The 14,558-nt window shown below is 34.1% G+C and carries 15 protein-coding genes; 7 read left to right on the forward strand and 8 right to left on the reverse strand.

The window, feature by feature from the left end; translation table 11 throughout:
• The first annotated feature begins 5 nt into the window (after window positions 1-5).
• Both GGR32_RS07470 and GGR32_RS07475 read left to right on the forward strand, forming a co-directional pair.
• On the forward strand, window positions 6-863 hold the full coding sequence (locus GGR32_RS07470; protein WP_183477572.1) for a zinc-binding metallopeptidase: 858 nt from the start codon (window positions 6-8) through the stop codon (window positions 861-863).
• A gap of 21 nt (window positions 864-884) precedes the next feature.
• Window positions 885-2,201, forward strand: a complete 1,317-nt coding sequence (locus GGR32_RS07475) for a DUF4302 domain-containing protein (RefSeq protein ID WP_183477573.1) — start codon at window positions 885-887, stop codon at window positions 2,199-2,201.
• Window positions 2,202-2,582: 381 nt separating this feature from the next.
• On the opposite strand, the gene GGR32_RS07480 is transcribed toward GGR32_RS07475, so the two are convergent.
• On the reverse strand, window positions 2,583-3,593 hold the full coding sequence (locus GGR32_RS07480; RefSeq protein ID WP_183477574.1) for a 3-oxoacyl-ACP synthase III family protein: 1,011 nt from the start codon (window positions 3,591-3,593) through the stop codon (window positions 2,583-2,585).
• 173 nt (window positions 3,594-3,766) lie between these two features.
• Between GGR32_RS07480 and htpG the strand changes: the two genes are divergently transcribed.
• Window positions 3,767-5,650: a molecular chaperone HtpG gene (gene htpG / locus GGR32_RS07485; protein WP_183477575.1), complete on the forward strand. Its 1,884-nt coding sequence runs from the start codon at window positions 3,767-3,769 to the stop codon at window positions 5,648-5,650.
• Between the two features lie 75 nt (window positions 5,651-5,725).
• On the opposite strand, the gene GGR32_RS07490 is transcribed toward htpG, so the two are convergent.
• The 6 genes from GGR32_RS07490 to rpsF form a co-directional block, all read right to left on the reverse strand.
• Window positions 5,726-6,178 (reverse strand): DUF4168 domain-containing protein, encoded by a 453-nt coding sequence (locus GGR32_RS07490; RefSeq protein WP_183477576.1) that lies wholly within the window; start codon window positions 6,176-6,178, stop codon window positions 5,726-5,728.
• A 109-nt stretch (window positions 6,179-6,287) separates the two neighbouring features.
• Window positions 6,288-7,670 (reverse strand): histidine--tRNA ligase, encoded by a 1,383-nt coding sequence (hisS, locus tag GGR32_RS07495; RefSeq protein WP_183477577.1) that lies wholly within the window; start codon window positions 7,668-7,670, stop codon window positions 6,288-6,290.
• A 77-nt stretch (window positions 7,671-7,747) separates the two neighbouring features.
• Window positions 7,748-8,224, reverse strand: a complete 477-nt coding sequence (locus GGR32_RS07500; protein ID WP_183477578.1) for a DUF6495 family protein — start codon at window positions 8,222-8,224, stop codon at window positions 7,748-7,750.
• Window positions 8,225-8,291: 67 nt separating this feature from the next.
• Window positions 8,292-8,741, reverse strand: coding sequence for a 50S ribosomal protein L9 (rplI, locus tag GGR32_RS07505; RefSeq protein WP_183477579.1), 450 nt, complete (start codon window positions 8,739-8,741; stop codon window positions 8,292-8,294).
• A 15-nt stretch (window positions 8,742-8,756) separates the two neighbouring features.
• A complete protein-coding gene (gene rpsR / locus GGR32_RS07510; RefSeq protein WP_183477580.1) occupies window positions 8,757-9,053 on the reverse strand; it encodes a 30S ribosomal protein S18 in 297 nt (98 codons plus the stop codon).
• A 4-nt stretch (window positions 9,054-9,057) separates the two neighbouring features.
• The gene (gene rpsF, locus GGR32_RS07515; protein ID WP_183477581.1) at window positions 9,058-9,396 is read right to left on the reverse strand and encodes a 30S ribosomal protein S6; all 339 of its coding nucleotides are present in this window, start codon (window positions 9,394-9,396) and stop codon (window positions 9,058-9,060) included.
• A 145-nt stretch (window positions 9,397-9,541) separates the two neighbouring features.
• Here rpsF and GGR32_RS07520 point away from each other — a divergent pair, with 145 nt between their 5' ends.
• From GGR32_RS07520 to GGR32_RS07535, 4 genes are all read left to right on the forward strand, one after another.
• Window positions 9,542-10,132, forward strand: a complete 591-nt coding sequence (locus GGR32_RS07520; protein ID WP_183477582.1) for an RNA polymerase sigma factor — start codon at window positions 9,542-9,544, stop codon at window positions 10,130-10,132.
• Window positions 10,129-10,326, forward strand: a complete 198-nt coding sequence (locus GGR32_RS07525) for a hypothetical protein (RefSeq protein ID WP_183477583.1) — start codon at window positions 10,129-10,131, stop codon at window positions 10,324-10,326. Before GGR32_RS07520 ends, GGR32_RS07525 begins: the two co-directional genes overlap by 4 nt.
• A gap of 2 nt (window positions 10,327-10,328) precedes the next feature.
• The gene (locus tag GGR32_RS07530) at window positions 10,329-11,144 is read left to right on the forward strand and encodes a mechanosensitive ion channel family protein (protein ID WP_183477584.1); all 816 of its coding nucleotides are present in this window, start codon (window positions 10,329-10,331) and stop codon (window positions 11,142-11,144) included.
• Between the two features lie 171 nt (window positions 11,145-11,315).
• Complete coding sequence (locus GGR32_RS07535) at window positions 11,316-12,032, forward strand: LytR/AlgR family response regulator transcription factor (protein ID WP_183477585.1); 717 nt, start codon at window positions 11,316-11,318, stop codon at window positions 12,030-12,032.
• A gap of 15 nt (window positions 12,033-12,047) precedes the next feature.
• Here the strand turns inward: GGR32_RS07535 and priA are convergent, their stop codons facing one another.
• Window positions 12,048-14,501, reverse strand: coding sequence for a replication restart helicase PriA (priA, locus tag GGR32_RS07540; RefSeq protein WP_183477635.1), 2,454 nt, complete (start codon window positions 14,499-14,501; stop codon window positions 12,048-12,050).
• Window positions 14,502-14,558 lie beyond the last annotated feature (57 nt).

The following is a 14,558-nucleotide window of genomic DNA, read 5'->3' on the forward strand; positions in this document are numbered from 1 at the left end:
ACAAAATGAAAAATAAATTTATAAAATACATCGCTGTTGCTGCAGTAGCCATAGGTATTAGTGCTTGTAGCGATGACGACAGCATCCGAAGCGAAAGCGTTTTTGATACAGAAGCGCCTGAGCTAACAGATTTAGACCAGTGGATCCGACAAGAATACACCAATCCTTACAATATTGAAGTAATTTACAAATGGTCAGAATTTGAATTTGCCATAGAGCGTTACCTATATCCTGCAACACTAGAAAATGTAGAACCAACCCTAAAGGTGGTTAAAAAAATCTGGATAGACAGTTACACCGAAGTAGGTGGAGACGATTTCGTAAAAATTAGTGCGCCTAGACAATTAGCCTTATCTGGTGGATTTAACTCTAACCCAGAAGGAACCATTACCCTAGGTTTTGCAGAAGGAGGTAAAAAAATTGTACTTTTTAATGTAGATTTTATCGATTTTACAGACAGAAATAACATTCAACAATTTTTAAATACAATTCAACACGAATACACGCATATCCTTAACCAAACAGTACCTTTTGATGAGCAAACATTTGGAGAAATTACACCTACAGATTATAACCCAAACTGGTATCAATCAACAGATGCAGCAGCAAACGAAAAAGGATTTGTTACCGCTTATGCGAGTAGTGCTATCACAGAAGATTTTGCAGAAATGGTTGCTACCTTCTTAAGATATGATAACCAAGGCTGGAATGACTTCATAGATAACATTAATAATGTTCAAGCCCGTAGAGACATCAGAACTAAAGAAGCTATGATGGCTGAATACTTTAACTCGGCATTCAACATTGACATTTATGAATTACAAGAAGTAGTTCAACAACACACAGACGAAGTGGTTAATTAATCCATAAAAATTACAAAAACTATGTTTAAATATATTTATAAAATAGGATTGGTAATCTTATCCTTAACTATGTTCACCGCTTGTAATGATGATAACGGGCCTGAAGATATTTTTGGAGAAGATGCTAACAGTAGACTCGAAAAAGAGGCAGCCGAGTTAAGAACCTTATTAAAATCTTCGCCAGAAGGTTGGAAAATGACGTACTTTACCGACGACCCAAGGTATACAAATAATGCACAACAATTAGGAGGATGGAATTTTATCTTTAAAATGACAGACGATAAAAACGTAACCATGGTTTCTGATTATTCTACAGAAACCTTAGTACCTAAAACAAGTGAATATCAGATTATTTTAGGTTCTGTTACCAAATTATCTTTTGCAACCAAAAACCATATCCATGTATTATCTGATGCGGTAAATTTCCCTATTTCAGGATTATCGGGTAAAGGCTATAAAGGAGACTTTGAATTTTTATATTATGGACAAGAAGGAGAAGACATTATCCTAAGGTCTAACAGATTTCAAATAGAAATTAGGTTAACAAAAGCTACAGCGCAAGATTGGACAGATTTAGATACTGTACGACAAAATCTTACACCATTAAATGATGTAGATGTTACTTTAGAAATCAATCAAGGAGGAGAAATTTCAGAATACCCTATTTCTTATAATTCGGCAGCAAGGTTTGCAACAAACACAGTAAATCCTGATTTATCATTTGGTATAGCACCTATGCTAAATGGACTTCAAGCAATCAAGCCTATTCCCGTAGGCAACCAAGAAGCAATCAATTTTATATATGATGCCAATAATAACTGGTATATTGCTGAATTAGACAACGGAAATACTGCTAAAATTGTCTTAGATACTCCTGATCCTACAGCTCACTTATTTGAAGATTTCAATCTATTTACATTTCAGCGTTTAGAGGCTTTATTAGGTGCTCCTACAACAAACGGATATGCAGAAATTTTTGTTCAAGCCATGGATAATGTAACATCTTCTAAAGGTGATGATTTAATGGGATTTTTTATCATTCCTGGAAATAATCGAATTCAATACCTATTATATGATGCAAATAACAACCGTATTGATATTACTAGAAATATAAGCTACACTATTGATACGACAAATGATCGAATAATACTATCTGATAATGGAAATTGGTCTGATTCCTCTTATGAAAGTTTATTACAACCTCTTGATGATTTACTACTACATCCTGATGGATTTAAAATAATAGATACAGGGAACTCTGATCAAAATGGACCTATTTATGGTTTCAGACTATTCAGCGATTCTTCTATTGTATTTGCAACTTATGGAGTATTATAATAACTGTATCAAAAATTATTAAAATGAAAACCGTCTATTTATTATAGGCGGTTTTTTTATTTATAACAATCAACACGTATTATTTTATTACCGATAACACAAATTAATCTCAAAAGAAGTTGAGGCTGTTTTTAGTTTGTGTCCATTATTTCATAAGAAATAACGGAAGCACATTGTACTCATATTGGACTCATCTTGGACTCACATAAGCTTTTATCACTATGTATAAGTTATACTGCACAAACTTCTAAAACCAAAAAAACCGCCTATTACAGACGGTTTCTTCATATTCTTAATCAAGTTTCCTTTTAATTATTTGTGTTGGCTAATAAGAAAATATGAAAACAAAACGATTAAAAATAAAATTATTTTAACACCAAACTACCATTTTATAACAGCACTTCCCCAAGTAAACCCACTACCAAAAGCAGCTAAAACAACTACATCTCCTTCTTTAATTTTTCCTTGTTCCCAAGCTTCTGTTAAAGCTATAGGCACAGAGGCTGCCGTAGTATTACCATACTTTTGGATGTTATTAAAAACCTGAGCATCGTCTAATTTAAACTTCTGCTGAATAAATTGCGAAATTCTTAGGTTTGCCTGATGTGGTATAAGCATATCGATATCCGATACTTCTAAACCATTAGCCGTTAAACCTTCCATGATAACTTCAGAAAAACGCTTAACCGCATGCTTAAACACAAATTGCCCATTCATATAAGGGAAATACGGAATATCTTCTTGAGGGTTTTCCTCCATTAATGCAGGAACCCAATGCGCCGTACTTGGTCCTTTTAAGGTTAACTCTAAAGCATGTTTCCCTTCACTATGTAAATGTGTAGACAGTATTCCTTGTGCATTTTGGTCGCTACGTGTCAAAACAGCAGCTCCTGCTCCATCTCCAAAAATAACAGAAACCCCTCTACCTCGCGTAGTCATATCTAAACCACCGCTATGGTTTTCACTACCAATTAGCAATACATTTTTATACATTCCGGTTTTGATAAACTGATCGGCAACAGAGAGTCCGTAAATAAACCCACTACATTGATTTCTAATATCCAACGCAGGGCAAGTACCTATTTCTAATATATCTTGAACCTGAACTCCCCCTCCTGGGAAATAATAATCTGGGCTTAAGGTTGCAAAAACAATAAGATCTATCTCATCTTTAGAAATGTTTGCACGCTCTATAGCTATTTCGGCAGCTTTAGCACCCATTACCGCTGTAGAATTACCATCGCCCTTCTTTATATGCCTGCGTTCCTTTATTCCTGTCCGCTCTGTAATCCAAGCATCATTCGTATCCATTACTTTAGCAAGATCATCATTGGTTACTATATTTTCGGGAACATAATACCCTAAACCTGCTATTTTTGTTTGGTATAACATATTTTTTTCAATTAACCGCAGCAATATACGTATTTAGTTATATTCTATACCAATATAAAACAGCTATTTTATATGCTTGCATAATAACAAATTTTTAAAATGACACTTTGACAGCCTATTTAAAATGGTATTAGTTTTGTCTTTAAAAAGGAAACTAAAAAAATAAAAACATTATGTCGACAGGTAAAATAAATGTATCTGTAGAAAATATTTTCCCGCTTATCAAAAAGTTTTTATACAGCGATCACGAAATATTTCTACGTGAGTTAATCTCTAATGCAACCGATGCTACCCTAAAGCTAAAACACCTTACCAATATTGGTGAAGCTGATGTTACCTACGGAAATCCACAAATAGAGGTCAAAGTAAATAAAGAAAATAACACCTTGCATATTATAGACCAAGGGATAGGAATGAGCAAAGAAGAGGTGGAAAAATACATCAATCAAGTAGCTTTTTCTGGTGCCGAAGAATTTTTAGAGAAATATAAAGATACCGCAAAAGATAGCGGTATTATTGGACATTTTGGTTTAGGTTTCTATTCGGCCTTTATGGTTGCCGATAAAGTAGAGATTATTACAAAATCATACAAAGAGGAAACGGCTGCACATTGGATATGTGAAGGAACCACCGACTTTAGCCTTACCGATGCTGATAAAACGGATCGCGGAACAGAAATAATTCTACACATCAATGAAGAAAATAAAGAGTTTCTAGAAGAGCACCGACTAACCGAACTGCTAGTAAAGTACAATAAGTTTATGCCAGTGCCTATTAAATTTGGTACGAAAGAAAAAACTTTACCTAAAGCTGAAGATGCTCCTGAAGATGAAGCACCAAAAACAGTTAGCGTAGATAACATTATTAATAACCCAACTCCAGCATGGACAAAACAGCCCAATGATTTGGAGGAAGAAGACTATAAGAACTTCTACCGTGAGTTATACCCAATGCAATTCGAAGAGCCTCTCTTCCATATTCATCTTAACGTAGATTATCCGTTTAACTTAACCGGAATTTTATATTTCCCGAAGTTAAGCAACGATATGAATATGCAAAAAGATAAAATTCAACTTTATCAAAATCAAGTATTTGTTACAGACAACGTCGAAGGGATTGTACCAGAATTTTTAACCATGTTAAAAGGAGTTATCGATTCTCCAGACATCCCATTAAACGTTTCTCGTTCATACTTACAAGCCGATGGTGCTGTAAAGAAAATATCGAGCTACATCACAAGAAAAGTAGCCGATAAATTAAAATCGTTATTCAATAATAACCGTGAAGATTTCGAACAAAAATGGAACGATATCAAAGTGGTGATTGAATACGGAATGCTTACAGAGGATAAGTTTTTTGATAAAGCACAAAAATTTGCACTTTACCCTACCGTAGATAATACCTACCATACTTTTGAGGAACTTGAGGAAAAAATAAAAGAAAACCAAACCGATAAGGACGGGAAACTTATTATCCTCTATGCCGCTAACCAAGAGCAACAACACAGTTACATTGAAACAGCCAAAGGAAAAGGCTACGAAGTACTTCTACTCGACTCCCCTATTGCAGCGCACTTAATCCAAAAGTTAGAAACCAGCAAAGAAAATATTTCTTTTGTACGCGTAGATAGCGACCACATTGATAACTTAATTAAGAAAGAAGAAAACACCACTTCTAAACTTTCTGAAGAAGAGCAAGAAAAACTAAAAACAGAAATAGAAACGGTTGTTCCTAAAGAGAAATATAGCGTTCAGTTAGAAGCACTTGATAGCGATGCAGCGCCACTTATTATTACGCAACCAGAATTTATGCGCAGAATGAAAGAGATGCAACAAACAGGTGGCGGCGGTTTTATGGGAATGGGAAATATGCCCGAAATGTATAACCTTGTGGTAAATACCAACCACGAATTAATGGGAAATATCTTAACCAAAACAAAAGAAGAACAAGAAGCCCTTATTAAACAAGCCTTAGATTTAGCTAAACTATCTCAAAATTTATTAAAAGGAGAAGAGCTAACTAATTTTGTAAAGCGCAGCTTTACAATGATTAAATAAAAACATCTGCTTATCTCATAAAAAAACCGTTTGGAGAAATCCAAACGGTTTTTTTTATAAAGTATAACTATTTGATTAGCCTACCAATAAAGCTTGTAATTTTTTAGCCAACTCAGGATTATCCCTAACTTCTTTGGCAATTTCCTCAAAGCGATCTAAATTAAAGCCATGTTCTTTAATTAACGCTTCCATACGTTGCTGAAACACAGGTTGCATTTTCTGGATATCATCATTTATACGCTTATAGGCTTCTTTATCTTCTTCAGATAAATCTGCCTTTGCTGTTTCATCTTGCATAGCAAAATGCAATTGCTGGAACTTATCTGGAGATAGTCCCGCATCTTGTATTTTTTTAAACAATTCTGCTTGAGAATTTTGGTTTAACGTCTGAAGCTCTTGTAGCGTATTAGCATAAGAAGTTAATTCTTTTTCGCTTACTCCTCCTGTTACTTCTTGCGCATACATTAGCGTTCCTGATAAGAATGCTACGGTAAAAAGGAGTGTTTTTAATGTCTTTGTAATTTTCATAGTTGATAATTGTAATTTATTAATTTATTCAATGTTAAGGATTTCAAGGCTAAAATCATAACAAAAGCTACAAGAATTACTCTATTTACATAAAAATTAACACCTCGTTTTATAAAACTTCTTGCTTTACCGCTCCGATAAGGTCGGTAAGTTTTAAGGTTTCTTGCGTTCCTGTAAGCATATTTTTAAGCGTATAGGTTTCTTCTGCAATTTCTTTTGTTCCAACCATAACAACAAACGGAATCGAGCGTTTATTTGCATAATTCATTTGTTTTTTCATTTTAGCATTGTCAGGGTAAAGCTCTGCGTTTACCCCTATCTCTCTTAGTTTATGTAAAGCTTTGGCTGCATATAAGGCTTCTTCTTCTCCAAAATTAATAAACAAAAGTTGTGTTGCGTTTTCTTGTGTTTTTGGGAATAAATCAAGTTCTTCTAAAGCTAGATATATTCTATCTAATCCAAAAGAAATACCTACACCACTCATCCCTTTTAAACCAAAAATACCGGTAAGGTCGTCATAACGCCCTCCGCCTCCTATAGAGCCTAACTTAACGGTTTTAGGTGCGGCAACCTCAAAAATTGCTCCTGTATAATAATTTAAGCCTCTTGCTAAGGTTACGTCTAAATCTAACTGAGCTGTAACTAAAGGCATGGTTGCGATTACTTTCTGAATAAAAGCCAACTCCTCTACTCCTTTTAAACCAACCTCCGATGAGGCTAACAATTGCTTTAATTGTGTTATTTTTTCTAAAAAGTTTCCAGACAAATCAAAAATAGGAGCTAATTTATGGATAGCTTCTGGAGTAATGCCTTTGCTTTGCATTTCTTCGATTACTTTCTCTTTTCCTATTTTATCTAATTTATCTAAAGCAACAGTAAAATCGATCAATTTATCTGGTTGCCCCATTACTTCGGCAAAGCCTGATAATATTTTACGGTTATTTATTTTTATCACTGTACCTTTTAAGCCCAAAGAAGTAAAAACAGCATCGTAAAGCTGTACAAACTCTACTTCTTGCCATAAACTTGTACTGCCTACTACATCGGCATCGCATTGGTAAAATTCTCTAAACCTACCTTTTTGAGGTCTATCGGCACGCCAAACAGGTTGTATCTGGTAACGCTTAAAAGGAAAGTCTAATTCATTTTGATGTTGTACCACATAACGTGCAAAAGGAACCGTAAGATCGTATCGCAAAGCTTTTTCTACAATCTTAGGGGTAAGTTGTGTGCTGTTTTTTTCTTGGTAAACATCATCGGGTACTTTCTTTAAAAAATCACCGCTATTTAAGATTTTAAATATCAAACGATCGCCTTCTTCTCCATATTTCCCCATAAGGGTATCGTAGTTCTCAAAGCTTGGCGTTTCAATAGGCTGAAATCCAAAGTGCTGAAAATGTTTTTTTATAGTTGAGATAATATAGTTGCGACGATTTACTTCGAGCGGTGAGAAATCTCGCGTTCCTTTAGGTATAGAAGGTTTTTGTGCCATAATATTATTTTATATCTGGTAAAGATACATAAGTATTGTTTGAAAGCCTTAACGGAATAAGTGCTTAGGCTTTAAATTTATTTATTTTCTAATCTTTCATTAAAAAACTCATACAACTGTCCTTTAGTGATATTCCCTCCTTGTTGGATTAAAACAAAAATATCTTTGTTTCTGTCTTCAGAAATAGCTTTTGTGGAAGTAAATAAAGTTACTTGTTCCTCTAAAAGGTTTTGTTGCAACCATTGGTAACCTTCTTTGGTACGAATATCTATCGCTTCATTTTCTACTTTTATTCCAATAAGCGACATGTGGTCTTCGTTGATTTTAAATAAAAAAAGTTGTTGTTTTGAAATATGTTCGATATACTCGACTTTAGCAAGCACGCCTTCCCAGATTAAATCGCTAAAAACATCTAATTCTTGTTCGGCTACTTCGGGCTTATTGGTTTTTATTTCTTGCCATTCTGTTGCGGTAATCGACTGGCTTGCCAGAAAGTTAATAAACTCTTGGTGTAATTCTTCTAGTTGCTCTTTAGTTAATCGTGTGTATTTCATTTTAGAAACTTTATGGGTATAAAAAAACCTACCCGATGGGGTAGGTTTTTATGTATTTAAACTACAATTAGTTTTCTTTTACCACATCAAAAGTGAAGTTAGAGATTACTTCTCTATGGAAACGAAGTTTAGCTTCGTATTGTCCTAATCTTTTAATGTTACCACCTAAAATAGTGATGTATTTTTTGTCGATTGCTACGCCTTCTTTTGCAAGAGCTTCGCTTAAATCGATAGTAGTTACGCTACCAAATAGTTTATCATCGTTTCCTGCTTTTGCAGCAATTTTTAATTCTAAACCATTTAATTTATTAGCTTGGCTTTGTGCCTCTTCTACTTGTTTTTTCTCTTTATATGCGCGTTGCTTTAAGGTCTCTGCTAACATTTTTTTAGCAGAAGGTGTAGCCAATACAGCAAATCCTTGAGGAATAAGGAAGTTTCTTCCGTATCCTGGTTTCACTTCTACAATATCATCAGCAAACCCTAAGTTGTCTACGTCTTTTTTTAATATTAATTCCATAATCCGCTTATTCTTTTATTTTAATAAATCACCAACGTATGGCATTAAGGCTAAATGACGTGCTCTTTTTATGGCAGTAGATACTTTACGTTGGTATTTTAGAGAAGTACCTGTTAATCGTCTTGGTAAAATTTTACCTTGCTCGTTTACAAAAGACATTAAAAAGTCTGGATCTTTATAATCGATATACTTAATACCCGATCTTTTAAAGCGGCAGTATTTTTTATTTTTCGAAGTTTCGATATTTAATGGAGTAAGATATCTAATCTCTCCATCTTTTTTTCCTTTGGCTTGTTGTTCTATAGATGACATCTTCTTAAGCTTTTTCTTTGTTTCGTTTTACTCTTTTTTCTGCCCAAGCAACTGCATGCTTATCTAGTTTTACACTTAGATAACGCATAATGCGTTCATCTCTTCTAAACATCAACTCTAATGGGTCGATAGCTTGTGCGTCTACTTGGTACTCAAATAAATGGTAAAAGCCACTTTTCTTGTGCTGAATAGGGTAAGCTAATTTTTTAAGCCCCCAGTTCTCTTTGTTTACCATTTTAGCCCCTTTAGAAACAAGAAAATCTTCGTACTTCTGTACTGTCTCCTTTACCTGATCTTCAGATAAAACGGGATTTAAAATGAAAACAGTTTCATAATGTTTCATAAAATGATTATTTAAATTTGTTTTAATAAAGTGTGCAAAAATACCTATTTTTTATTTCTTACACAAAAAGTATGGTATTTTTTAATGAAAATAGGTTTTTGTTACGTACTTTTGCCAGCCTAACTAATCTAATCTACTTAAATACATGTCTAATCCTCAACAGCATAAACATGCAAAACTCTCTGATGAGGAGCTAATAAAAGACATTGTTAGAACACGGGATACAAATAAATTTGCTACGCTTTACAGCCGGTATGCAGAAAAAGTATATCATAAATGCTTAAGTTTTTCTAAATCACCAGAAGAGGCTCAGGATTTAGTCCACGATATTTTTATTAAACTGTTTGTAAAGCTAAGTACTTTTAATCATCAATCAAAATTTTCTACTTGGTTATATTCTTTTACCTATAATTTTTGTGTAAATTATGTTGAGCGAAAATTAAAAAAGCATAAAGAAAAGTTTGTTTCTTCAGAAAATTTAACTATTTATGAAAATTATAACCAAGAAATAAGTAGAGAGATACATGATCATGAAATTTTTGACCTAAAAACCGAAAAATTACAACTAGCACTTTTAAAAATAGACGTTAATAGCAAAACCATATTACTGATGAAATATCAGGATGATTTTAGTATTAAAGAAATTATGGATGCCTTAAGCCTAAAGGAAAGTGCCGTAAAAATGAGGTTAAATAGAGCCAAAGCTCGTTTAATAGAAATTTATAACACAATATGAACCCATTTAAGAAAATCTTGCACGACGAAAAGTTGCCAGACACCTTAAAAGATAAGGTAATGGGTGATATTGAACTGATTAAATTATCGCTAGACTTTACCGACTTGATAGCTGTTAAATATCCCGCTACTTTACAAGAACTCTTTACGATAAAGGATAAAAACAAGCCAGACCCTAACAAAAAACAATCTTAAGCATGGAAACACCTACATTAAACCTAAATATACTAGATAGCCTCTACGCTAAATTTGCTGATTTTTTACCTAAAGCATTAATGTTTATAGCCTTTATTGTGATTGGTTGGCTAGCATTAAAAGCTATTTTATACCTCGCTAAAAAACTTCTTAAACTTACTAAAATAGATAAACTAAGCGGCAAGATTAACAACAATGACTTGGTTGAAAAGTTAAATATAAAAATTAACCCAAGCAGCATTATCTTAAGCTTCTTAAAATGGTTTTTAATACTTGTTTTAGTTATTATTGGTGCAGATATGCTTAAACTTAGTGCTCTATCAGAGCAAACCGCCAAGCTTATTGCCTATTTACCTAACTTTTTTACTGCTTTACTACTATTTTTAGGGGGAGTTTATTTAGCTAACCTTCTTAAAAAATCGGTTTATAGCTTATTAAAGTCTATAGATTTAAGCGGAGCTAAACTTATAAGCTTAATTCTTTTTTACTTCCTTATTATCATGATTAGTATTACTGCGCTTAACCAAGCAGGAGTAAATACCAACATTATAACCAATAATCTATTTCTAATTATCGGAGCCTTTTTAGCAGCCTTCACCATTGCATTTGGACTTGGCTCTAGAGATATTGTATACCGACTACTATTAGGTTTTTACACCCAAAAAAGCATCCGTACTGGTAGCCGTGTAAAAATAGGAGATATAGAGGGGATTGTACTAGACGTTAGCAACATCTACATTATTATTAAAACCTCCGAAAACAAAGTGGTTTTACCAATTAAACAATTAAACAACCATAAAATTGAAATTTTAGATTAAAAAAGTGACTTAATGCTATCTTTTAGTGTCTATATAATGATAAGGGGTAGCTTTTTAATAAATACAAAACATTGTTAAATTACAAAAGCACAGGCTTTATCTAAACCATAAAAGTCTGTGCTTTTTTTTTGCACAGCCTGTAAACAAAAACATTAAAATTTAACCAGGCTTTTGAAAACATCTAAAATAAATTGTATTGTTGTAGACGACTCTGATTTACAAAGACTAGTTTTTATAAAACTTATAAACAAACACCCTCGCCTTAACCTTGTTGGCGTGTATAAAAACGCTATAAAAGCAAAAAACACCTTATTGAGTGATGGCAATAACGTAGACCTTATTTTTTTAGATATAGACCTACCACTCCTATCGGGTTTTGACTTATTAGACAACTTAGAAAAACCTAAAAAGGTAATTTTTATTTCAGAACATGATAAGCACGCGTTAAAGGCATTTAATTACGGCGCGATAGATTACTTAAAAAAACTGGTTACTAAAAACAGGTTTGAACAAGCGGTAGAGCGAGCATTAAATCACTTTAGCTCCACAAAAAACCTGTTAAACAAAGCCTACATCTTTGTAAAAAGTAAAAATCAAAAATATAAGATTTTTATAAACGAGATTAATTATTTAATAGCTAAAGGCGACTACGTAAGCATTGTTACAGAAAGCGCAGAATATGCCATTCTCTCTACACTTAAAGCTTGTTTAGAAAAACTGCCTAAAGGGCAATTTATGCGAGTACACAAATCCTACGCTGTTAACCTCTATAAAATACAACGCTATACAAGTCAACATGTTTTTATAAACAATACAAAAATTCCTTTAAGCAGAAACAGAAAAAAAACACTAGAAACCACCTTACAAAACCTCAGCTATAAAAACTAAAACTCACCTCTCTCTTTAATATGGATCTACATTTACATTAAGCCTAATTTTCCTAAAAGCCCCAATAGCACTAAAAGAAATATTAATTCGTTCGAGATAAGCCTTGGTTTTTTGTAAAGAATACGCAGGAGGCACCTTTATTAAAATATACTTGATATAAGCATTACGAATACGCATTACAGGAGGAAACTCTGGCCCCAGCACATGCTCCTTAAAAGCATTTTGGTAGGCTTTGGTTAACCAATCTGCTGCCTCGTTAACCGCATTATAATCTTTATGCTTCACCACTACCCTAATAAGCTTATACGATGGCGGATACTTGAAATTTTTACGCTCATAAAGCTGCTCTTCTGCCATTTTCTCATACTGATTGGTAGTTACTTGTTGTAAAATTTGGTGATTAGGATTAAAGCTTTGTATAAGCACTTTACCCTGTTCTTTAGTTCTTCCTGCCCTACCCGACACCTGAACCAATAACTGAAAACAACGTTCATGCGCTCTAAAATCGGGGTAATTAAGCAGCGTATCTGCATTCATTATACCCACCAAGGCTACATTCCTAAAATCTAAACCTTTTGCAAGCATTTGCGTACCCACCAAAATATCTATTTGCTGTTGCTCAAATTCTGAAATTATTTTCTCGTAAGCATATTTCCCTCGGGTAGTATCTAAATCCATTCGAGCTATTTTATAATCCTTAAAAACAGATTTCAACTCCGTTTCTATTTGCTCGGTACCAAAACCTTTAGTCGATATTTCTGTGCTTCCGCAGCCCATACACTGCAGTTGCATGGCAATATGATAACCACAATAATGGCATCGCAAACTATGGTTATGCTTATGGTAAGTTAAACTCACATCGCAATTAGGACATTGAGGAGAAAATCCGCAGGTATTGCATTCTAAAATTGGAGAGTAACCTCTTCTGTTTTGAAAAAGAATGACTTGTTTTCCTTCTCCCAAGCAAGTTTTCATTTCTTGCAGCAAGGTATCCGAAAAATGCCCCGTCATTTGTTTTCTTTTATATTTTTGTTTTAAATCTACCAATTGAATAGCTGGTGGCAGAACATTTCCATAACGCTTGGTTAATTCTACTAAAGCATATTTTTCTTTTTTAGCATTATCGTAGCTTTCTAGGCTTGGTGTTGCCGAGCCTAACAATACTTTTGCGTTAAACTTTTGCGCTAACAAAACCGAGATATCTCGTGCATTATAACGTGGAGCAGGATCGTATTGTTTATAGGTGGTTTCATGCTCTTCATCTACAATAATTAATCCCAAATTTCTGAATGGAAGAAACACCGCACTACGCGTACCTATTATAATTTTACCTTTGGTTTGTGCTAAAACATGCTGATAGGTTTCTACGCGTTCATTCACCGAATTCCGACTGTGATAAACTTGTACTTCTTTCCCAAAATAACGCTGTAAGCGTGCTATGAGCTGCGTGGTTAAACCTATTTCTGGAACCATAAAAAGCACTTGCTTATCTTGCTGTAATTGCGCCTCGATAAGCTTTATGTAGACTTCTGTTTTCCCTGACGAAGTTACTCCATGTAATAAACATACATTTTTATCTAAAAAAGCCGTATTTATCGCTTCAAAAGCCGCTGTTTGATGAGGAGTTAATACGGGAGAACTACCTGCTGTATCTCCTTGAAACCCCATGCGGTCGTGCTGTAAATAATACTCGTCTAAAACGCCTTTGCTTACCAAAGATTTTATGGTAGACGGGGTTGTTTTTGCCGCTGCTGCTAATTGTTTTGGGGTAATGGACTTTTTAGTTGAGGCTTCTATACTAAAATAGCTCAACATAACTTCGTATTGTTTCGGGGCTGCTTTTTGGGTTGTAGCCAAAAATGCTGTTAATTGTTCTTGGTCGCGGTAAGCTTCTGAAATTTTTACATAACGCACCAACTTTGGTTTATATTGCTTATAAAGTTCTTGGTTAATAACAACTACATCTTTAGTAGCCATCGCTTGGATAATAGGCAACACTTTCTTAAGTCCTAAAATCCCCATGATTTCTTGTACTTTAAGAATAGATTTTTGCTGTAAAGCTTCATAAATAAGATACTCCTGATCTGAAAGCTCTTCTACCTGAATTTCTTTTTCCTTATTTAGCTCTACTACGGTTTCACTCTCTAGCAACAACGCACTAGGTAAAGCCGCTTTAAGCACCTCGCCAATATTGCATAAGTAGTAAGCCGCTATCCATTGCCAAATTTCGAGTTGTTTTAGGGTTACTATTGGCGTTTCATCTAATATTTCTTCTATATACTTTACCTCATACAAAGCGGGTTTATCTTGATGAATCTTTGCTACAATCCCAGTATATACTTTAGTTTTACCAAAAGGAACAGCTACCCGCATTCCTGTTTTCAAATGCTTTTCCTGACTTTCTAACATTCCATACGTATAAGGTTTTGGTAATGAAAGCGGTAAAATAATATCGGCATAATACGCCATTGCTCTTTGTTTTTCTATGAGTATAAAAATAATAACCCGAAACACAAGGTTTCGGGC

The sequence above is a fragment of the Mesonia hippocampi genome (assembly GCF_014197445.1).
Classification (GTDB): Bacteria; Bacteroidota; Bacteroidia; order Flavobacteriales; family Flavobacteriaceae; genus Mesonia; species Mesonia hippocampi.

Excerpts from the sequence above, each read along its gene's own strand:
- GGR32_RS07470 (WP_183477572.1), top strand. The coding sequence starts at position 6 with ATGAAAAATAAATTTATAAAATACATCGCTGTTGCTGCAGTAGCCATA.
- GGR32_RS07480 (WP_183477574.1), bottom strand. The coding sequence starts at position 3,593 with ATGTTATACCAAACAAAAATAGCAGGTTTAGGGTATTATGTTCCCGAA.
- GGR32_RS07520 (WP_183477582.1), top strand. The coding sequence starts at position 9,542 with ATGTCTAATCCTCAACAGCATAAACATGCAAAACTCTCTGATGAGGAG.
- rplI (WP_183477579.1), bottom strand. The coding sequence starts at position 8,741 with ATGGAATTAATATTAAAAAAAGACGTAGACAACTTAGGGTTTGCTGAT.
- rpsR (WP_183477580.1), bottom strand. The coding sequence starts at position 9,053 with ATGTCATCTATAGAACAACAAGCCAAAGGAAAAAAAGATGGAGAGATT.
- GGR32_RS07525 (WP_183477583.1), top strand. The coding sequence starts at position 10,129 with ATGAACCCATTTAAGAAAATCTTGCACGACGAAAAGTTGCCAGACACC.
- priA (WP_183477635.1), bottom strand. The coding sequence starts at position 14,501 with ATGGCGTATTATGCCGATATTATTTTACCGCTTTCATTACCAAAACCT.
- htpG (WP_183477575.1), top strand. The coding sequence starts at position 3,767 with ATGTCGACAGGTAAAATAAATGTATCTGTAGAAAATATTTTCCCGCTT.
- hisS (WP_183477577.1), bottom strand. The coding sequence starts at position 7,670 with ATGGCACAAAAACCTTCTATACCTAAAGGAACGCGAGATTTCTCACCG.
- GGR32_RS07500 (WP_183477578.1), bottom strand. The coding sequence starts at position 8,224 with ATGAAATACACACGATTAACTAAAGAGCAACTAGAAGAATTACACCAA.
- GGR32_RS07475 (WP_183477573.1), top strand. The coding sequence starts at position 885 with ATGTTTAAATATATTTATAAAATAGGATTGGTAATCTTATCCTTAACT.
- GGR32_RS07530 (WP_183477584.1), top strand. The coding sequence starts at position 10,329 with ATGGAAACACCTACATTAAACCTAAATATACTAGATAGCCTCTACGCT.
- GGR32_RS07490 (WP_183477576.1), bottom strand. The coding sequence starts at position 6,178 with ATGAAAATTACAAAGACATTAAAAACACTCCTTTTTACCGTAGCATTC.
- rpsF (WP_183477581.1), bottom strand. The coding sequence starts at position 9,396 with ATGAAACATTATGAAACTGTTTTCATTTTAAATCCCGTTTTATCTGAA.